We start from the raw sequence: 18505 nt of genomic DNA, 5'->3' as shown, positions 1-18505 counted from the left end.
CGTAGACCTCAGGACGTGGTCAGGGCGGGGTCGGTCCAGACGCCGACGCGTTCCGGGCCGGGGCAGCCGCTGGGCTCCTCCGGCGGGGGTTCGACGCCGATGGTCAGCAGGCGTGCGCCGGCGACGGGGACGTCGACCGGTTGGGGTGTGGTGCCCGTGTTCGGGACCTCGGCGACGCGTTGGTCGTCCACCAGGACGTAGAAGTCGAGTTCTTTGGTCGCCAATGAATTGTCCGCGATCGCGACCTGGGCGGTGAACCGGGCGTATTTGCCGTCCAGCGCGAAGGTGAGCCGGGCGGACGAGCACCAGGCGCCGGTGGCGGAAACGGATTTCGTGTACTGGACCTTCCGCACCTTTGCGGACGCGGCGGTCCAGGGGCTCTCGACGTACATGTCGTCGATCGAACTGCTGTCGACCGGCGGGAGATCGGCCAGGTAGGTGACGCCCGGTCTCAGCGGTGCGGTGCTCTCCGGGGGTGCCGTGGCGGGTTGGACCTGCGGTGATGTTGGGGGACGGTCGGCGAGGGGCGTGGCCGGTTCGGCGTCGAGCGAGCTGCCGATGATCATTCCCACGACCAGTACGGCCACCCCGGCGGCGGACAGCCACGCCACTGATAAGTATTTCCGGCGAACGCGTGCGTCGTTCAAGTCCTGGTCATCCATGTCGGCGACCCCTTCAGGTCCAAGACGTGAGCCGAACTCGGGATAATGTCGGGTAATGTCTCGACTGGCGCAGCACGTTAGCAGCATTTGCCCGGATGGAGGCGAAAAGCGTCAATCCGAGTAGTTGTGCGAGTTGTCCGCACGATTGCGGCGGCGGGTGGCACCCCGACCACGTCCGTTGGCCGGGGTGCTCTGAGGTCGACCGCGCTCAGGCGTCGAACTTCCCGGCCTTGATCGCAGCCAGCAGGGCGGTGAGGTCGACGCGCAGGACCGGCCCGGTCGGGTTCTTGCTGTCACGCACCACGCCAACGCCGATGTGTGCGACTTCAACGCAGTTGGACTGCGACTCCGAACGGGACGACTTGCGCCATGCGACTTCGACGCAGTTGGACTGCGACTGCGACCGGGACGACTTACGCCACGTCGGCGCTGGTTGCTGCATGGTTCACACGTCCATTTCGTCTCGCAGGGTGATGATGCGGCGCATGGACATTGTCGCACTGAGCGCGACTTCGCTGAGCCGTGCGGCCCGACGCAGGTAGGGCGTGGTGAACGGCTCTTCGTCAAGGAACGCACCGGATCGCGCCATCTCGATGTGGACGACGACGCGCGGCACTTCTAGGATCATGAACGCGCCGACCCGGCCAAGGCGTGGCATCGCCGCGATCGGTACGACGCGGATGGTCACGTTCGGTCGTTCCGCAGCCTTGGCCAGCGCCGTCAGTTGGTTGCGGTGGATGTCGTCGTTGCCGATCAACGCGGGCTCGCCGATCAGGGCGGTGTAGTGGACGTCGTTCCGGTTCAGTCGCTCTTGGCGGCGAAGTCGTCCGGCCAGTCGCGCTTCCACCTCGCTGGGTGTGAGGCCGTCGTCGAGCATGAACGAACCGGCGTACTCGGGGGTCTGCAACAGGCCGGGCACCAGCAGCGGTGACCAGTCGGTGATCTTCCTGGCGCTGTCCTCGTAGTCGGCCAGGGTCACCGACTCCTGGGTCATTCCCGGCGCGTTCAACTCCCACCAGCCGGGGTCGTTGAGCGAGCGCGCCATGGTCAGCAACTTGTCGCGTTGGCCGCCGGTCACGCCGTAGAGCGCGAGGAGGCCGGCGACCTCGTCGGGCGAGATGTTGCGCTGGCCGGTCTCCAGGCGGGACAGCACCTGCTTCGACAGCCCGATCGCCGCCGAGGCCTGTTCCAGCGTGATCTTGGCGAGCTTGCGCAGGATGCGCAGCTCGGCACCAAGGCCCTTGGCCTTCGGGCCAGGCGACTTCCTCGGCATGGGAACTCCGTTCGGGTGACTCAGGTTGCCGGACTTCCCGGGAACATGGGAACTTTCCCGGGAACGCAACCAGCTTCACATCGAAGTTTTCCACACGCTGTAATCAATCGATCACCAGGGTCCACGGGCCGTGATCGGTGATCAAGAAAGGGCGGGAGCATGACCTTGGGATCGAGCGGCGACCGGATGAGCCTCACCGTGAGCGTCGGCGAAGGGGAAGGGCTGTACCTGCGTGGCGCGATGGACGGCCAGGCGATCCTGACGATCGGCGACGGGATCGAGATCGTCCTCGGTCGCTCGCACGTGGCGGCCCTGCGCGACCAGGCGGGTGCGACGCTGCGCGACGTAAGGCTCGTGCTGGCCGCCGAGGAGCGCCTGGACGATGTGCACGACGCCGCCGCTCAGGCGCGCACGGCCGCCAGTCACGCGTTGGCGCAGGCCGAGGCGGCGGCCCGGGTCGGCGCCGACGAAGCGGCCGAGCGGGCCCGCGCGGCGGCACGGGCGGCGATCGAGGTGGCGGACATCGCCGACGCGGCGGTGCTGGCGGCGGTCGAGGCGATGGTGACCGTGGAGGACGCCACGGACAAGGTGACGGCCGCGGCGGTCGTCGCGGCGCAGGTCGGGTCCGTGTCGGAGCCGGTCTGAGAGTGCCGGCGCTGCCCGGAGGGGCAACGCGCGCTGCCCCAAGGTTCGTCGGGTGGCCGCTGTCCGCGGGCACGGCGACGGGGTGAGAGTGGGTGCGTGATCCACGAGGTTGACGAGGCGCTGAGGCGGTTGGTCCGGGACGACGCGTTGCGCGGCACGGAGGTCGAGGTCGCGTTCGACGCGCCCACGAAGGACTGGGCCGCGCGGCGGAACGCGCCCACCGTCGACGTCTACCTCTACGACATCCGCGAAGACCTCCGCCGCCGCCAGCGGGGCCTGCTGAACTCCTACGAGAACGGCCAGGTCACCGCCCGCCGCCTGCCGCCGCGGCACATCAAGCTGTCCTACCTGGTCACGGCGTGGACCCAACGGTCGGAGGACGAGCACCGGCTGCTGTCCGAGCTGCTGGTGGGCTTCCTGCGGCACGAGTCCGTGCCGGTCGGGCTGCTCACCGGGTCGCTGGCCGAGCTGGGGCTGCCGGTGCCGATGACGGTCGCCCTGCCGCCGCCGGAGGACCGGGCGTTCGCGGACGTCTGGACCGCGCTGGGTGGTGAGCTGAAACCGTCGCTGGATGTGGTGGTGTCCGCGCCGATCGACTCCGGCCGGGTGTTCGCGGCCGGGCCGCCGGTGGAGGAGGGCATGAGGCTGGCCATGGGCGGCGACTCGGTCGGCCACCGCGTGGCGATGAGCCGCAGGCGACCATGAACACCGGCAGCCTGCCCCACCTGTTCACCCGGCTCGCCGCGCTGGAGCGGCGCATCCGGACGGCGGTGGCGGCCCGGCGCGGCGCCGACCACAACCCGGACGACCCGTTCCGCGGTCTGTACCTGTCCGACGAGGCGATCGACGCCCTGCTGGCCACCCGGCGCGAGCCGTTCGTGCCGTTCCAGGCTTCGGTGGCGTCCGGCAGGCTGGGCGGCCTCGCCGAGACCGCCGGGCTGACCGGGCTGGACGTCGAGCTGCTGCTGGTCGCGCTCGCGCCGGACGTCGACAGCCGGTTCGAGCAGTTCTACGGCTACCTGAACGACGACGTGACACGCCGCCGCGCGACCGCGGGCCTGGCGCTGCGGCTGTGCGGGCTGCCCGAGGCGTCGGCGGCGGGCCGGGCCCGGCTCGACCCGGCGTCACCGCTGCGGTCGGCGGGCCTGCTCGTGGTGGACGACCGGGAGCGGCCGTTCCTGTCCCGTTCCCTGCGCGTGCCCGACCGGGTGGTGAGCCACCTGCTGGGCGACGACCTGCTGGACGCCGCGCTGGCGGGCGTCGCCCGGGTCGTGGACGACGTCGCGGCGGCCGACGTCGGCAGGCTGGGCCGTGCACTGCGTGCCCGGGTGAAGCTGCTCTACCTGCGGGAACGGCCGGGTGGTGGTGCGGCGGAGATGGCCGCCGCGGCGTTGCGCGACGCCGGTTTCGCCGTCCTCGAAGTCGACGCGGCCCGCCTGCGCGCCGAACCCGACCAGCAGGCGTTGACGGCCGCCGTGCGGCGCGAGGCCGTGCTGCGGCACGCCGGGGTGGTGCTAGGCCCGGTCGAGGAGGAGCCGCCGCTGGCCGCGTTGACGCATCCCACGATCCCGCTGGTGGTGTTCGGCCCGAACGTGTGGGACCCGCGCTGGAGCACCGACCCGCCGTTGCCGCACGACGCCTCGCCGCTGCCCGTCGCCGACCGCGCCGAGCTGTGGCGGGCCGGTCTGGACGGCAGCCTCGCGCCGGAGGTCGACCCGGCCGCCGCCACCGCGCACTTCGTCCTCGGGCCGGGCCAGATCGCCCGCGCGGCCCGTGCCGCCTCGGTGTCCGCGCTGGTCGACGGCGGTGTCGTCACCACCGAGCACCTGCGTGCGGGCGCGCGCAGCCAGAACGCGGCCGGCCTGCACCGCCTGGCCCGCCGCATCGAGCCCGCCGTCGACTGGCACGACCTGGTGCTGCCCGCGGGCGTGGTGGGCCTGCTGCACGAGCTGGCCTCGCGGGCACGCCACCGCGACCGGGTCATCGACGAGTGGCGGATGCGGCCGGGCGGCGGCCGGGGACGGGGCGTCACCGGGCTGTTCGCGGGCGACTCCGGCACCGGCAAGACGATGTCCGCCGAGGTCATCGCCGCGTCGCTGGGCCTGGACCTGTACACGGTGAACCTGGCGACCGTGGTGGACAAGTACATCGGCGAGACCGAGAAGAACCTGGAGCGGATCTTCACCGAAGCGGCGGGCGTGAACGGCGTGCTGCTGTTCGACGAGGCCGATGCGATCTTCGGCAAGCGGTCCGAGGTCCGTGACGCGCACGACCGCTACGCCAACATCGAGAGCGCGTACCTGTTGCAGCGCATGGAGACCTTCGACGGCATCGCGGTGCTGGCCACGAACCTGCGCGCGAACCTGGACGAGGCGTTCACCCGCAGGCTGGACGTGGTGGTGGACTTCCCGGTGCCCGACGAGCCGTTGCGCCGCCTGCTGTGGGACCGCTGCCTCGGCGTGACGGCGCCGCGCGTCGAGGTGGACCTCGACTTCCTCGCCTCGGCGTTCGAGCTGGCCGGCGGGCACATCCGGTCGGCCGCGGTGACCGCCGCGTACCTGGCGGCCGAGGCGGGCGGCCCGGTGGGGATGGCGGAGGTGGTCGGCGCGGTGGCGCGCGAGTACCGCAAGCTCGGCCGGTTGGTCGGCGAGCGGGAGTTCGGGCGGTACCTGGAGCTGGCGATGACGAGCACGACCCGGTGAACTGCCCTTTCGGGCAGTGAGAGCCGCCCCGCCGGTCCTGGTTCGGCGGTGCGGCCAGGTTGCACGATGGACCTGTACTGGCGTTCGAGGGAGCGACCATGCGCGAGCACGACCACGAGGCTGACAGCGGGCTGCGGCCCAAAGGCGACCGCGTCGAGCACGCCGACCACGACCTGCTGGGACGTGCCGCCGCCGCCGGGCGGCCGGACGTCCTCGGCGCCGCCGGGCTGCTCGACCTGCAACGGGCGGTCGGCAACGCGGGCGCGAGCACGGTGGTGGAGGAGGCCGGGGAGTCGCCGGTGCACGGCGTGGTGGGTTCCGGCGGATCGCCGCTGGACGTCGACGTGCGCGCCGACATGGAGTCCCGCTTCGGGCAGGACTTCGGCGACGTGCGCGTGCACACCGACGGCGCGGCGCACGAGTCGGCGAAGTCGGTCAACGCGCAGGCGTACACGGTCGGCTCGGACATCGTGTTCCAGCAGGACAAGTACGACCCGTCGTCCGACTCGGGCAAGCACATGCTGGCGCACGAGCTGACGCACGTCGTGCAGCAGCGCAACGGTCCCGTGGACGGCACCGACGCGGGCGGCGGGGTGAAGGTCAGCGACCCGTCCGACCGGTTCGAGCGCGAGGCGAGCGGCACCGCCGACCGGATCATGGCCGAGCCCGCTCCCGCCGCCGCTCCCGCCGTTCAACGGGAGGAAGAGAAGGTCGAGGACGAGGAGACGGCGCAGACCTACGTCGCGCCGTCCGTGCAGCGGGAAGAGGACGACGAGGAAGCGGTCTGACCCGACCGAAGCTCGCCCCGCCGCGCCTCCCGCGCGGCGGGGTTTTCTCTTGTGCGTCAACGGCCGGCTGCACCTTTGGGCAGCCAACGGCGCACACCGGCACAGCCCCCGCGGTCGTTTCGCCCGTCGCCGAAGCGCAGCAGCATCGACGGCACAGCGGCAGAACCGTCCGCACGACTTGGGAGGCAACGGATGCCCACCTATCTCTCCCCGGGGGTGTACGTCGAGGAGGTGGAGGCTGGTGCGCGGCCCATCGAGGGCGTGGGCACCGCCGTCGCCGCCTTCGTCGGCTTCGCGGCCCGAGGCCCGTTCAACACGCCGACGCTGGTGTCCAACTGGGCCCAGTTCACGCAGGTCTTCGGCGACTTCGTGCCGGACTGCTACCTGGCCCAGTCGGTGTACGGGTACTTCCTCAACGGCGGCTCGAACTGCTACGTCGTGCGGATCGGCGGCGAGCGCGCCAAGGGCAACGGCCAACTGCCCGCCGGTGGCGCCCAGGCGGCACTCGGCGGCTACAAGATCACCGCGCGGGAGCTCGGCGCGCCCGAGATCACCGTCGAGGTCGCCGACGTGCCGGGTGACAACCAGCCGGACGACCGGTTCACGTTGCTGGTCAAGCAGAACGGCAAGGTGGTCGAGACGCACACCGTGTCCACCAAGCGCACCAAGGAGCACATCGTCGCGGTCGTGCAGGAGAAGTCGAGCCTGATCACGGTCGAGGAGACGGCGGGCGCGGGCGTGGCCAAGGTGGAGAAGGGCAGCGTCACGCTCAAGGAGGTCGTCGCGGCCGACCCGTCGCCCGTGCCGCGCAAGATCGCGGCCGACGACTACGTCGGCGACGTCTCCGACCGCACCGGGTTCGGCGGCCTGGAGGCGATCGACGAGATCACCATGGTCGCGGTGCCCGACCTGATGAGCAGCTACCAGCGCGGCGCGATCACGTTGGAGTCGGTGAAGGCCGTGCAGCTCGCGATGATCGCCCACTGCGAGCTCATGGGCGACCGGATCGCCGTGCTCGACACACCGCCCTCGCTCAACCCGCAGCAGGTCAAGGACTGGCGGCTGAACGGCGCGGGCTACGACTCGAAGTACGCGGCGCTGTACTACCCGTGGATCAAGGTGTTCGACCCGGCGAGCAACGACCACGCGTTCATCCCGCCGAGCGGCCACATGTCCGGGGTGTGGGCCCGCACGGACGCGACGCGCGGCGTGCACAAGGCGCCCGCGAACGAGGTCGTGCGCGGCGCGGTGGCGTTGGAGACGCAGCTGACCAAGGCCGAGCAGGAGCTGCTGAACCCGATCGGGGTCAACTGCGTGCGGTCGTTCCCCGGTCGTGGCATTCGGGTGTGGGGCGCGCGCACGCTGTCGTCCGACCCGGCGTGGCGGTACCTGAACGTGCGACGGCTGTTCAACTACCTGGAGGAGTCGATCCTCGACGGCACGCAGTGGGTCGTGTTCGAGCCGAACGACGACGCGCTGTGGGCCCGGATCCGCCGCACCATCAGCGCTTTCCTGGTCACGGAGTGGCGCAAGGGCGCGTTGTTCGGGCTCACCCCGGACGAGGCGTTCTACGTCAAGTGCGACCGCGAGACCAACCCGGCCGAGAGCATCGACCTCGGCCAGGTGATCTGCGAGGTCGGCATCGCACCGGTCAAGCCCGCGGAGTTCGTGGTGTTCCGGCTGGCGCAGATCTCCGGCGGCACCAGCCTCGTCAACGAGTAGTCGAGTCCTAGTTTAAGGCGGTCGGTCATGGCTCTTCCCGAACTCGACACCTCGGTCGGCCACTCGTTCGGCCTGGAGGTCGACGGCGTCGCGATCAAGCAGATCTCCGAGGTCTCCGGGCTGAAGATGGAGCAGGACGTCATCGAGCTGAAGACGAACACGGCGGACGGCAAGTACGTCATCAAGAAGCTGCCCGGCAAGCCGAAGGCGGGCGAGGTCACCCTGACCCGCGGGCTCACCGACGACCAGAGCTTCGAGAAGTGGGTCAAGGACGCGCACTTCGGCCGGATGGGCAACGCGCGCAAGGGCGGGGCGATCATCGTCTACGACTACGAGGGCCAGCCGATCAAGCGGTACAAGCTGACCAACGCGTGGCCGAAGTCGCTGGAGATCGGCACGTTGAAGGCGGGCGACACCAGCGTGCTCACGGAGAAGCTCGTCGTCACCTACGAGATGATGGAAGTCGAGTGACGCCATGCGCAGGATGATGGCGGCGGTACCCGTTTCGTCCGATGTGCCGGCTCCGGCCGTGGCCGAGCCGATGCGCACCGAGTTCGCCTTCGAGCTGCCGCGAGGGTACGTCGACGACAGCGGTGCGGTGCACCGTTCCGGCGTGATGCGCCTGGCGACCGCGCGGGACGAGCTGGTGCCGCTGCGGGACGACCGGGTGCGGGAGAACTCGGCGTACCTGACCGTGGTGCTGCTGGCGCGGGTGATCGTGCGGATCGGCTCGGTGACCGACGTGCACGCCGGTGTGGTGGAGAACCTGTTCGCGTCGGACCTGGCGTTCCTGCAGGACACGTACCGGCGGATCAACAGCGAGGGGCACACCCGCGCGGCGGTGGCCTGTCCCGAGTGCGGGCACGGGTTCAGCGTGGACGTCGCGGGTGGGCGCCTGGGGGAATCGTGACGTACGCGGCCGACCGGCTGCACGAAGAGGTCGCGTACGTGGCGTACCACTTCCACTGGTCGTGGGACTCGATCCTCGACCTGGAGCACCCGGACCGGCTGCGGTACGTGGCCGAGATCGCCCGGATCAACACACGGATCAGCCAGGGACGGTGAGGGTGCGATGTGGCCGTGGCGACGTGAGGCGGCACGCTCCACCCCGCCGCTGCCCGTGCGGCGGGGTGAGTGGCGGAGGTTGCCGCCGATCCAGCGGGTGGTGGCCGGGCACCCGTTGGTGAACCCGGTGGAGCGGTTCTCGGCGTCGTTGACGTCGTGGCGTTCACCGGCCTACCTGGCGCCGTTGGCCCACGGGGTCGGTGAGGCGGAGCCGTCCGGCGTGATCGAGGGCGTCGCGCAACGAGTCGCGGAGATGCCACTGGCCACGCCGCCCGCACCCAAGCCCCGGAGCCTGTGGTCCCGGCTCCGCGACGCCATCCAGCCCGAGCCCACACCGGCAACGGAAGCTTCGGCGACGACAACACCGAACCCCGAGCCCGAGAGCCCGACCGCCGCCGAGAGCCCGACCGCAGCCGAGAGCCCGACCGCAGCCGAGAGCCCGACCGCAGCCGAGAGCCAGCCGGTAGTTGAGCGCCGGACCGCAACCGAGAACCGGGCAGTCCAACGCACGGCAAGCCTCGACTCGGCACCGAGCCTCCCCGCTCGCGGCCCGGCGGCCGGGAGCTCGCCGCTGAGGAAGCCGGCGGTAGGACACTCGGCGGTCGGGAGGTCGGCGGTCGAGCACCCGGCCTTGGGAAGGTCGGCGGTCGGTCACTCGGCTGTGGCAGGGTCGGCGGTCGAGCACTCGGAGGTTGAGCGCTCGGTGATCGAGGATTCGCCGGTCGGGAGCATGGCGGTCGGGAGCCCGGTCATCGCGAGCCCGGCCACCGACGCTCCGGCGATCGAGAGCCCGGCCATGGAGCGACCAGCCCTCGAACGCCCGGCTGTCGAAAGGCCGACCACCGAGGGCTCGGTGATCCAGCGATTGGCGACCGAGAACCAGGCCACCGAGGGTTTGGCGGTCGGAGGTCCGGCGGGCGAGGGTTTGGCGGGCGAGGGTTCGGCAGTCGGGAATGCGCCAGTCGAAAGCCCTGGCCCCGAAGTCTCGATCGCCCCCAGCCCGGATGCTCCGGCGGCCCTACCGGTCCGGAGCCCGGCCATGCAGCCTCCGGTGATCCAGCGCCCGACCCTCCAACGAGCGCCGGTCCAGGGCTCGGCGATTCAAGTCCCGGCGGTCCAGCGCGTGCCAGATCGAGGCCTGGCAGTTCAGAGTCCGGCAACGCGGAGCGCGCCGACCCCGAGCGCGCCAACGCAGAGTCCGCCGACCCAAAGTCCGGTAACCCAAAGTCCGGTAACAACCCAAAGTCCGGTAACAACCCAGAGCCCGGTAACCCAGAGCCCGGTAACCCAGAGCCCGGTAACCCAGAGCCCGGTAACCCAGAGCCCGGTAACCCAGAATCCGGCATCGCAGACCCCGCCGACGCAGAGCCCGCCGACCCAGAGCGCGCCAACCCAGAGCCGGTCAATGCAGAGTCTGGCACTGCAGAGCCTGGTAACCCATGGCCCGGTAACCCATGGCCTGTCCCATGGCCAGGTCAGCCAGGGTCCGGTGAGCCAGGGTCCGGTCGCCCGGAGCCCAGTGACCCAGGACCCGGTATCCCAGGACCCGGTGACCCATGGTTTTACCGCGCGCAGCGTGGCGACCGAGCCCTCGGTCGCCGGAAACGCAGTCACCCGGAGTTCGGTGGTCGAGGGTTCGGTGGCTGAGAATCCGGTGGCTGAGAATCCGGTGGTCGGTGGCTGGAGAGCCGAGGCCTCGGCGGGTGGGCGTCCGATACTTCAGCGCGCGACGATCCAGCCTCAGGCCACGGCCACCCCGGTCCATGTTGCCGGGACGCCGGTTGTCGAAGTGCGGGTCGCCCGCGATCCGGTCTCGGAGGCCCCGGTCGCTCAGCGTTCGGTGGTCCAGGATTCGGTAGCCCGGGGTTCCCGCTTGGTGGCCGGAAGTCCGGTCCAGCCGGTCCAGCCGGTCCAGCCGGTCCAGCCGGTGCAGCGGCGCGGGGTCGGGGTCGGGTTGGGGATGCCGATCACGCCTGCCCAGGTGGCCGGGCCGGTGGTGCGGGAACGTGTCGGGTGGGCCGGGTCGGAGTCGGGGCGGACCGTGGTGGGTGACGGGTTCGTTCCGGTGGCCGAGACCGCGTTGGTGCAGCGGGAAGTCGAGGTGCAGGCGACGTCGGTGGCGCCCGCGCCCGCGGAGGCGGTGACCCCGACTCCGGCCCCGGCACCGGCACCGGCCCAGGATGCTGCGTCCGCTCCGGTGCCCGGGGTGGTTGCTCCGGACGTTGAGGAACTGCTCAAGAAGCTTTACGACCCGCTCGTCCGGCGGCTCAAGGCCGAGCTGTGGCTCGACCGGGAACGGCGCGGGGCATTGACCGATCGGTGGAGGTGAGCGGTATGGCCGAGGTGGATGAGGCGGTTTCCGTGTGCTTCGTCGTGCGCATCGACGACGAAAGCCTCGGCTCCTTCAACAGCTGCGACGGGCTCGGCGTCGAGTTCACCGTCGAGCAGCGCGAAGAAGGCGGCAACAACGGCATGGTCTGGCAGCTGCCCACCCGGATCAAGTACTCCAACGTCAAACTGTCCCGTCCCGTCACCAAGGACAGCGCCAAGATCATCAAGTGGATCGCGGGCATGGCGGCGGGCGTCACGCGCAAGACCGCGATCATCGAAGCGCGCACGCTGGCGGGCACGGTGATCGCCAGCTGGGCGCTGTCCGGCGTGATCCCGGTCCGGTGGAGCGGCCCGCAGCTGTCCGCCGACTCGCCCAAGGTCGCGACCGAGACCCTCGAACTCGCCCACCACGGCTTCCTCGACACGGCGAAGTGACCCCATGGCCTCCCCGATCACCTTCACCTCGGCCGGGACCAGCGCGAAGTCCACCAGCTACGCCGCGCCGACGAACCTCCAGAAAGCCCTCCTCAGCGTCCACCGCCCACCGAATGCGGGCGGCGCGGCCAAGCCCGGTGACCTGATGCACGAGATCACCTTCCAGTTCAACCCCAAGGAACTGTCGCTGACCAAGAACGCCAAGTGGGAACGCAGCCGCCAACCCAACGTGGCCAAGAGCGGCACGCCGGAGTTCAAGGGCTCCGACCCGGTCAAGCTCGCCCTGGAGATCTTCCTCGACGCCACCGAGCACATGGACGACAGCGTCGTGAAGAAGGTCGAGCAGCTGTTCGCCTGCTGCGTGCCCACCGAGGACAGCCGCCAGCACGGCAAGGGCTCGCCGCCGTGGGTGATCTTCAAGTGGGGTGGGATGACGGGCTTCCCGGCGTTCGTGGCGAGCGTCGCCGCCAAGTACACCCTGTTCACGCCCGCCGGCGTCCCGGTCCGCGCCACGTGCACGGTCAACCTGGAGGAGATCGCGGGCGAGCAGGGCGGCCAGAACCCGACCTCCGGCGCCCTCGCCGCCCGCGACTCCCACGTCCTGGTCGCGGGCGACACGCTGCAGTCGGTCGCCTACAAGGCCTACGGCAACGCCGAGCTGTGGCGGGAGATCGCCGAGGCCAACGACATCGACGACCCGATGCGGCTGCGGCCCGGCGCACGCCTGCTGGTGCCCGCGTTGGAGGAGATCCGCGATGGCCACTGAGACCTTCGCCAACTCCCTCGTGGTCGAGGTGGCGGGCGGCCCGCTGCCCGCCGACGTGAAGTCCCTGCTCACACATGCTTTCGTGGACGACAGCCGCAACCTGCCGGACGTGTTCGTGCTGCGGTTCCGCGACCCCGGCCACGTCGTGCTCGGCAAGGGCAAGTTCACCATCGGGGCGAAGATCGCGCTCAAGGTCCAGACGTCCGACCCGGGCGGCCCGCAGCCGCTGATGAGCGGCGAGGTCACCGCGGTCGGCGTGGAGCTGGACGAGGGCGGCACGTTCACCGAGGTCCGCGGCTACGACCTGGGGCACCGGCTGTTCCGCGGTCGGCGGGTCGCCGCGTATCCGAACATGACCGTCGCCGACGTGGTGCGCAAGGTCGCGCAGCGGGCGGAGATCCCGGTCGGGCAGATCGACGACGTCAAGGGCTTCGGCCGCCCGCACACCCAGCTCAGCCAGGACGGGGTGAGCGACTGGGAGTTCCTGTCCCGCCTCGCCGCGCTGGTCGGCGCGCAGATCGCGGTGGTGGAGGGGAAGCTGGAGTTCGGCCTGCCGGAGGAGCCGAAGTCGGCGCCCGCGGTCAACGCCAAGGCCAAGGCGAACCCGCTGGTGCTGGAGGTGCACCGCAACCTGCTGTCGCTGCGCGCCGCCATCACGGCCGCCGAGCAGGTGCCCGAGGTACGGGTGCGCGGCTGGGACGACGAGAACAAGCAAGCCGTCGTGGCCACCAAGCCGGCGAACGCCCTGGGCACGGAGGTGTCCGGCGTCGACCCGGTCGCGCTGGCAGGCAGGTTCGGCAGCCCGCCGTTCCTGGTGGGCGGCCCGCACCGCACCCAGGCCGAGGCGGACGCGGTCGCCGCCGCACTGGCCGCCCAGTTGGGCGGCGCGTGCGCGGAACTGGCCGGGGTGGCGCGCGGCAACCCCAAGCTGCGGGCGGGCACGGCGGTGGCGCTGACCAACGTCGGCGAGCCGTTCGCGGGCAAGTACACGCTCACCAGCACGCGGCACCTGTTCAGCGAGCAGTCCGGCTACACCACCGAGTTCACCGTCTCCGGACGCCAGGAACGCTCCCTCTACGGCCTGGCCAACGGCGGCACCGGCGGCACGCCGAACCGGGGCCTGGTGCCCGCGATCGTCAGCGACGTGCGCGACCCGGCGAAAGCGGGTCGGGTCAAGGTCACCTACCCGTGGCTCGCACCGGACTTCGCCAGCGGCTGGGCGCGGACCGTGCACACCGGCGCGGGCAACGGCTACGGCGGCCTCGTGCTGCCCGAGGTCGGCGACGAGGTGCTGGTGGGCTTCGAGCACGGCGACTTCGACGCGCCGTACGTGCTCGGCGGCCTCTACAACGGCAAGGACCAACCGCCCACGCTCACCAAGGAACCCGTGGACGGCAACAGCGGCGAGGTCGCGGCCCGCGGGTTCGTCTCCCGCAAGCACCACAAGGTCGAGTTCGTGGAGGACGAGGGCATCACGATAGCCAGCGGCGACGGGAAGTTCGTGGTCAGGCTCGACCAGCGCAACCAGGTCGTCGAGGTGACCAGCGGCAAGGCCGTGACGATCAAGGCGCAGAACGGCGTGACCATCGACGCGGGCACCGGACCGCTGGAGCTGAAGGGCCAGAAGATCACCGCCACCGCGCGCACCGACGTGGCCATCGAGGCGGGCGCGCAGCTCAAGGCGTCCGGCACGGCCGGGGTCAAGGTCGAGGGCGCCACGGTGGCCGTGACCGGCCAGGGCCAGGCCGAGCTGACCGCGAGCGGCCCGGTGACCGTGCGCGGCGCGGTCGTCCGGATCAACTGAGGGGGATGAAGGACATGCCACCAGCGGCGAGGGTCGGCGACCCGACCGGGCACCCCGGCGTGCTGGCACCGCCGGGTGTGCCGACCGTGCTCATCGGCGGGATGCCCGCCGCCACCGTCGGCAACCTCCACACCTGCACGTTCCCCGGCCTGCCACCGCACCCGCCGACACCCGTGCTGCCACCCGGCTGCCCGACCGTGCTGATCGGCGGCAGGCCCGCGGCCCGGATGGGCGACCTGGCGGGCTGCGGCGCGCCGATCGTCGTCGGCTGCCCGACCGTCCTCATAGGAGGGTGACGTGGACTTCATCGGCCGCGGCCTGGCGTTCCCCGTGCACACCGACGCCACCGGCTCCGTCGCGCTGGTCGGCGGCGAGCGCGAGATCGTGGAGAGCATCCGGTTGATCCTGGCCACCGCGCCGGGCGAACGCCCGATGCGGCCGGAGTTCGGCTGCGCCATCCACGACCTGGTGTTCGCGCCCGCCGACGCGGCGACCGCCGGTCGGATCGCCTACGAGGTGCGGCTGGCGCTGGAGCGCTGGGAACCCCGCATCACGCTCACCGACGTGTCCGTGGGCTTCGACGAGGTCGACCAGGGCACCCTGCTCATCGACCTGCGGTACGCGCTGCGCGGCACGAACGACCCGCGCAACCTGGTGTTCCCCTTCTACGTCATCCCGCCGCACGAGGCCGACGAGGAGGGCGCGCGATGACGTCCCTGCCCACGCCCAACCTGGACGACCGGCGGTTCCAGGACCTGGTGGACGAGGCCAAGCGCCGCGTGCAGCAGAACTGTCCGGAGTGGACGGACCACAACGTGTCCGACCCCGGCGTGACGCTGATCGAGGCGTTCGCGCACATGGTGGACGAGCTGCTGTACCGGCTCAACCGCGTGCCCGACCTGCACTACCTGCGGTTCCTCGACCTGATCGGGGTGAAGCTGTTCCCGCCCACGGCGGCGACCGGTGACGTCACGTTCTGGCTGTCCGCGCCGCGTGACGTGCCGGTGGTGGTGCCCGCGGGCGCGCAGGTGGCCACCGAGCGCAGCGAGGTCGAGGACCCGGTCGTGTTCACCGTGGACCGGGAGCTGACGATCGTGCCGTGCTCGTTGGCGCACCTCGTGACCGCGGTGCAGGACACGTCGATCCCGCCCGCCGACCGCACCGACGAACTGCGCGACGGCAAGGCGCCCGACGTTTTCGCCACGCCGCCCGCGCCCGGTGACTCCGTCCTGTTCGGACTGTCGGACGCCGTACCCGGGTGCGCGGTGCTGCTGCGGGTCGAGGCGCACGCCGAAGGCCGCGGCGTCGACCCGCGCGACCCGCCGTGGGCGTGGGAGGCGTGGAACGGCACCGGGTGGAGCCCGTGCGAGGTGGACCGCGACACGACCGGCGGCTTCAACCAGCCCGGTGACGTGGTGCTGCACGTGCCGCGCACGCACGCCGTGTCCGTCATCGCCCGGCAACGCGCCGGGTGGCTGCGGTGCCGTGCCGTCGCACCCGCGCCCGACCGGCCGTTCTACCAGCGTCCGCCGAAGCTGGTGTCCGTCACCGCCGCCACCATCGGCGGCACGACCGGCGCCACGCACGCGGACGTCGTGCGCGGCGAGACGGTCGGCGTGTCCGAAGGCGTGCCGGGGCAGCGGTTCCCGCTCGCCCGCACGCCGGTCGTGGTGGACGACGGCGCCTTGGTGGTGGAGGTCGCCACGCCGGACGGGTGGGAGCGCTGGACCGAGGTGCGGTCGTTCGCCGAGTCCGGGCCCGACGACCGGCACGTGGTGCTGGACCGCGTCGGCGGCGAGGTGATCTTCGGCCCGGCGGTGCGGCAACCCGGCGGTGGCGTGCGGCGCTACGGTGCGATCCCGCTGAAATCGGCCGCGATCCGGGTGCCCGAGTACCGGACCGGCGGTGGTCTGCGCGGCAACGTGGCACGCGGCTTGTTGCAGGTGCAGCGCGACCCGGTGCCGTTCGTGACGGCGGTGACGAACCGGCAGCCCGCGTCCGGTGGCGTGGCGGGGGAGTCGGTGCGTGACGCGGCGGTGCGCGGGCCGTTGCTGCTGCGCACCCGCGACCGTGCCGTGACGGCCGAGGACTACGAGGTGCTGACACGGGAGGCGGCGCCGGAGATCGCCCGCGTGCGGTGCGTGCCCGCGGGTCCAGGATCGGCCGCGGTGCGGGTGCTGGTCGTGCCTTCGGTCGGCGCGCACGAGGAGTCGGACTTCGCCGCGTTGCAGCCCGGCGCGGACGTGCGGGAGCGGATCGAGCGGTTCCTGGAGGAACGCCGGTGCGTCGGCGCGCGGGTGTCCGTGGAACCGCCCTACTACCAGGGCGTCACGGTGGTGGCGCAGCTCAAGGCGAAGGCGGGCACACCCGAGGACGTGCTGCGGACGCGGTCGGTGCAGGCGCTGTACGACTACTTCAACCCGGTCAGCGGCGGGCCGGACGGCGACGGCTGGCCGTTCGGGCGGCCCGTGCAGTCCGGTGAGGTGTTCGCCGTGCTCCAGCGGCTGCCGGGGGTCGAGCTGGTCGAGGAGATCAAGCTGTTCGGGGCGAACCCGGTGACCGGCGAGCGCGGCAACGCGGTGGCCAGGCTCGACCTGCCGCCCAACGGGCTCGCGTTCTCCTACGGCCACCAGGTGCGGGTGGCGCGATGACGACACCGCACCCGCTGGCCGACCGACTGCCCGCCGTGTACGTGGAGGACGGGTTCACGGCGCGGTTCCTGGCCGCGTTGGACGAGGTGCTGGCACCGGTGTTCACCACGTTGGACGGGTTCGCGGGCTACCTCGACCCGCGCCTGGCGCCGGAGGACTTCCTGGAGTGGCTGGCGCACTGGGTGGCGCTGGACGTCGGCGAGGGCTGGCCGGTGGCGCAACGGCGGGCGCTGGTGGCGCGGGCGGTCGAGCTGCACCGGTGGCGCGGCACGCGGCGCGGGCTGGCCGAGCACGTGGCGCTGCTGACCGGGGGAGACGTCGAGGTGCGCGACAGCGGCGGCTGCACGTCGACCGACCGGCCCGGGCTCGCGGTGGCGGAGGACCCGCCGAGCGTGCACGTCCGGGTGCGGGTGGCCCGGCCGGGCGAGGTGGACCGGACCCGGCTGGCGGCCGCGATCGCCGGCGCGGTGCCCGCGCACGTCGCGGTGGACTTGGAGGTGGTGGGGGAATGATCGTGTGCGCGCAGTGCGGTGAGAGCAACGCGCCGGGCTCGGAGTTCTGCGGTGCCTGCGGGACGTACTTGGAGTGGGAGCCGAAACCCGCGCCGGTGCCCGAGCAGGCCGCGGCACAGGCCGGACGGGGGCCGGCCGGACTTGGACAGGCCGGGCCGGGACAAGCCGGGCCGCACGACCAGCCGGGGCCGTGGGCGCCGCCGCCCCGCAACGGGGCGCAACCCCTCCCGACCCAGCCCTTCGCGCCGCAACCCGCGCCGTCCCCATCGACCCCGCAACAGCAGACCCCGCAGCAAACGGGCCCGCAGCAGCCAGGTGCGATGCAGCCGGGTGCGATGCAGCCCACCGACCGGAAGCCGCCCACCGGCACGCACCGGCCCCGCCTCACCGAGCGCCGGACTCCCCAGCCCGGCGACCTGATCTGCGGCCAGTGCGGCGAGGCCAACCCGCCCACCCGCAAGTTCTGCGCCCGCTGCGGCTCGGCCCTGGTGGAAGCCGCGGTCGTGCCGGAGAAGTGGTGGCGCAAGCTGCTGCCCAAGCGCAAGCCACCGGAGGCGGGCAGCCGACCCACCCGCCGCGTCGGCACCGTGCGCCGCCGGGTCGGCCAGGTGCTCCGCTGGTCGTTCGTCGTGGCGCTGCTGGGCGCGGTCGGTGCCTACGGGCTCGTGCCGTCGTTCCGCGGCCTGGTCAACACCCAGGCCACCTCGATCGCCAAGGACGTCAAGGGACTGTTCGGCACCGACCTCACCCCCGTGCGCCCCACCGGCATCGCCGCCACCGCCGAATCGCCCGACCACCCGCCCGGTCTCGCCTTCGACAACGCGACCAACACGTTCTGGCTCGCGCCGGTCGAACCGCGACCGCCCGCGCTGGTGCTCGACTTCGGCCGCGAGGTCGACCTGCGCGAGGCCATCGTCCGGGTCGGCGACCCGGCCGACCTGCAAGCCGCCCACCGACCCAAGAAGCTGCACCTCGTCTACCCGACCGGCCGCACGTTCGACGTCGACCTCGCCGACACCCCGGACCCGCAGACCGTCCGGGTCGAAGGCGTCGCGACCAGCGTCGAGGTGCACGTGACCGAGTGGCACCGGTCGTTGCGCGGCAACGAGGTCGCGCTCGCCGAGATCGAATTCTTCGCGGTGAGGTGAA

20 protein-coding genes are annotated in these 18505 nt (G+C 71.7%); 17 read left to right on the top strand and 3 right to left on the bottom strand.

Features of this window, described 5'->3' with window-relative positions:
- Window positions 1-8 precede the first annotated feature (8 nt).
- The 3 genes from B0I31_RS28570 to B0I31_RS28560 all read right to left on the bottom strand — a co-directional run bounded on the left by B0I31_RS28570 (window position 9) and on the right by B0I31_RS28560 (window position 1935).
- Window positions 9-662: an NPCBM/NEW2 domain-containing protein gene (locus B0I31_RS28570; RefSeq protein ID WP_181320474.1), complete on the bottom strand. Its 654-nt coding sequence runs from the start codon at window positions 660-662 to the stop codon at window positions 9-11.
- Window positions 663-870: 208 nt separating this feature from the next.
- Complete coding sequence (locus tag B0I31_RS42710) at window positions 871-1104, bottom strand: DUF397 domain-containing protein (RefSeq protein ID WP_106618470.1); 234 nt, start codon at window positions 1102-1104, stop codon at window positions 871-873.
- Window positions 1105-1107: 3 nt separating this feature from the next.
- Window positions 1108-1935 (bottom strand): helix-turn-helix domain-containing protein, encoded by an 828-nt coding sequence (locus tag B0I31_RS28560; RefSeq protein WP_106618469.1) that lies wholly within the window; start codon window positions 1933-1935, stop codon window positions 1108-1110.
- A 159-nt stretch (window positions 1936-2094) separates the two neighbouring features.
- Here B0I31_RS28560 and B0I31_RS28555 point away from each other — a divergent pair, with 159 nt between their 5' ends.
- From B0I31_RS28555 to B0I31_RS28475, 17 genes are all read left to right on the top strand, one after another.
- Window positions 2095-2580, top strand: a complete 486-nt coding sequence (locus B0I31_RS28555) for a hypothetical protein (protein WP_146173974.1) — start codon at window positions 2095-2097, stop codon at window positions 2578-2580.
- Between the two features lie 96 nt (window positions 2581-2676).
- Window positions 2677-3285, top strand: coding sequence for a Pvc16 family protein (locus B0I31_RS28550; protein ID WP_106618467.1), 609 nt, complete (start codon window positions 2677-2679; stop codon window positions 3283-3285).
- Window positions 3282-5282, top strand: coding sequence for an ATP-binding protein (locus B0I31_RS28545; RefSeq protein ID WP_106618466.1), 2001 nt, complete (start codon window positions 3282-3284; stop codon window positions 5280-5282). Before B0I31_RS28550 ends, B0I31_RS28545 begins: the two co-directional genes overlap by 4 nt.
- 98 nt (window positions 5283-5380) lie before the next feature.
- Window positions 5381-6070, top strand: coding sequence for an eCIS core domain-containing protein (locus tag B0I31_RS28540; protein WP_106618465.1), 690 nt, complete (start codon window positions 5381-5383; stop codon window positions 6068-6070).
- 192 nt (window positions 6071-6262) lie between these two features.
- The gene (locus tag B0I31_RS28535; RefSeq protein ID WP_106618464.1) at window positions 6263-7792 is read left to right on the top strand and encodes a phage tail sheath family protein; all 1530 of its coding nucleotides are present in this window, start codon (window positions 6263-6265) and stop codon (window positions 7790-7792) included.
- 27 nt (window positions 7793-7819) lie between these two features.
- The gene (locus B0I31_RS28530; protein ID WP_106618463.1) at window positions 7820-8263 is read left to right on the top strand and encodes a phage tail protein; all 444 of its coding nucleotides are present in this window, start codon (window positions 7820-7822) and stop codon (window positions 8261-8263) included.
- Between the two features lie 4 nt (window positions 8264-8267).
- Window positions 8268-8702: a hypothetical protein gene (locus B0I31_RS28525; RefSeq protein ID WP_106618462.1), complete on the top strand. Its 435-nt coding sequence runs from the start codon at window positions 8268-8270 to the stop codon at window positions 8700-8702.
- Window positions 8699-8857: a DUF6760 family protein gene (locus tag B0I31_RS28520; RefSeq protein WP_106618461.1), complete on the top strand. Its 159-nt coding sequence runs from the start codon at window positions 8699-8701 to the stop codon at window positions 8855-8857. Before B0I31_RS28525 ends, B0I31_RS28520 begins: the two co-directional genes overlap by 4 nt.
- Window positions 8858-10433: 1576 nt before the next feature.
- Entirely contained in the window at window positions 10434-11186 is a 753-nt protein-coding gene (locus tag B0I31_RS40830; protein ID WP_181320471.1) for a hypothetical protein, read from the top strand.
- Window positions 11187-11191: 5 nt separating this feature from the next.
- Entirely contained in the window at window positions 11192-11623 is a 432-nt protein-coding gene (locus tag B0I31_RS28510) for a phage tail protein (RefSeq protein WP_106618460.1), read from the top strand.
- A 4-nt stretch (window positions 11624-11627) separates the two neighbouring features.
- A complete protein-coding gene (locus tag B0I31_RS28505) occupies window positions 11628-12389 on the top strand; it encodes a CIS tube protein (protein ID WP_106618459.1) in 762 nt (253 codons plus the stop codon).
- Window positions 12379-14193: a VgrG-related protein gene (locus B0I31_RS28500; protein WP_106618458.1), complete on the top strand. Its 1815-nt coding sequence runs from the start codon at window positions 12379-12381 to the stop codon at window positions 14191-14193. The genes B0I31_RS28505 and B0I31_RS28500 overlap by 11 nt, the downstream gene beginning before the upstream one ends.
- A gap of 14 nt (window positions 14194-14207) precedes the next feature.
- A complete protein-coding gene (locus B0I31_RS28495; protein ID WP_073890403.1) occupies window positions 14208-14489 on the top strand; it encodes a PAAR domain-containing protein in 282 nt (93 codons plus the stop codon).
- Window position 14490: 1 nt separating this feature from the next.
- Window positions 14491-14904, top strand: a complete 414-nt coding sequence (locus B0I31_RS28490) for a GPW/gp25 family protein (RefSeq protein WP_073890400.1) — start codon at window positions 14491-14493, stop codon at window positions 14902-14904.
- A complete protein-coding gene (locus tag B0I31_RS28485) occupies window positions 14901-16844 on the top strand; it encodes a putative baseplate assembly protein (protein WP_106618457.1) in 1944 nt (647 codons plus the stop codon). The genes B0I31_RS28490 and B0I31_RS28485 overlap by 4 nt, the downstream gene beginning before the upstream one ends.
- On the top strand, window positions 16841-17356 hold the full coding sequence (locus B0I31_RS28480) for a phage tail protein (RefSeq protein ID WP_106618456.1): 516 nt from the start codon (window positions 16841-16843) through the stop codon (window positions 17354-17356). Before B0I31_RS28485 ends, B0I31_RS28480 begins: the two co-directional genes overlap by 4 nt.
- On the top strand, window positions 17353-18504 hold the full coding sequence (locus B0I31_RS28475) for an NADase-type glycan-binding domain-containing protein (RefSeq protein WP_146173972.1): 1152 nt from the start codon (window positions 17353-17355) through the stop codon (window positions 18502-18504). Before B0I31_RS28480 ends, B0I31_RS28475 begins: the two co-directional genes overlap by 4 nt.
- Window position 18505: the final 1 nt, after the last annotated feature.

Source organism: Saccharothrix carnea (assembly GCF_003014735.1).
GTDB lineage: Bacteria > Actinomycetota > Actinomycetes > Mycobacteriales > Pseudonocardiaceae > Actinosynnema > Actinosynnema carneum.
Note: the sequence above shows the minus strand (reverse complement) of the source record. Positions and strands in the feature narration are given on the sequence as shown.

Bases quoted from the DNA above. Each gene is read 5' to 3' on its own strand.
- B0I31_RS28500 (WP_106618458.1), top strand. From the start codon at position 12,379: ATGGCCACTGAGACCTTCGCCAACTCCCTCGTGGTCGAGGTGGCGGGC.
- B0I31_RS42710 (WP_106618470.1), bottom strand. From the start codon at position 1,104: ATGCAGCAACCAGCGCCGACGTGGCGTAAGTCGTCCCGGTCGCAGTCG.
- B0I31_RS28540 (WP_106618465.1), top strand. From the start codon at position 5,381: ATGCGCGAGCACGACCACGAGGCTGACAGCGGGCTGCGGCCCAAAGGC.
- B0I31_RS28510 (WP_106618460.1), top strand. From the start codon at position 11,192: ATGGCCGAGGTGGATGAGGCGGTTTCCGTGTGCTTCGTCGTGCGCATC.
- B0I31_RS28570 (WP_181320474.1), bottom strand. From the start codon at position 662: ATGGATGACCAGGACTTGAACGACGCACGCGTTCGCCGGAAATACTTA.
- B0I31_RS28485 (WP_106618457.1), top strand. From the start codon at position 14,901: ATGACGTCCCTGCCCACGCCCAACCTGGACGACCGGCGGTTCCAGGAC.
- B0I31_RS28535 (WP_106618464.1), top strand. From the start codon at position 6,263: ATGCCCACCTATCTCTCCCCGGGGGTGTACGTCGAGGAGGTGGAGGCT.
- B0I31_RS28545 (WP_106618466.1), top strand. From the start codon at position 3,282: ATGAACACCGGCAGCCTGCCCCACCTGTTCACCCGGCTCGCCGCGCTG.
- B0I31_RS28475 (WP_146173972.1), top strand. From the start codon at position 17,353: ATGATCGTGTGCGCGCAGTGCGGTGAGAGCAACGCGCCGGGCTCGGAG.
- B0I31_RS28525 (WP_106618462.1), top strand. From the start codon at position 8,268: ATGCGCAGGATGATGGCGGCGGTACCCGTTTCGTCCGATGTGCCGGCT.
- B0I31_RS28480 (WP_106618456.1), top strand. From the start codon at position 16,841: ATGACGACACCGCACCCGCTGGCCGACCGACTGCCCGCCGTGTACGTG.
- B0I31_RS28495 (WP_073890403.1), top strand. From the start codon at position 14,208: ATGCCACCAGCGGCGAGGGTCGGCGACCCGACCGGGCACCCCGGCGTG.
- B0I31_RS28555 (WP_146173974.1), top strand. From the start codon at position 2,095: ATGACCTTGGGATCGAGCGGCGACCGGATGAGCCTCACCGTGAGCGTC.
- B0I31_RS28560 (WP_106618469.1), bottom strand. From the start codon at position 1,935: ATGCCGAGGAAGTCGCCTGGCCCGAAGGCCAAGGGCCTTGGTGCCGAG.
- B0I31_RS28505 (WP_106618459.1), top strand. From the start codon at position 11,628: ATGGCCTCCCCGATCACCTTCACCTCGGCCGGGACCAGCGCGAAGTCC.
- B0I31_RS28530 (WP_106618463.1), top strand. From the start codon at position 7,820: ATGGCTCTTCCCGAACTCGACACCTCGGTCGGCCACTCGTTCGGCCTG.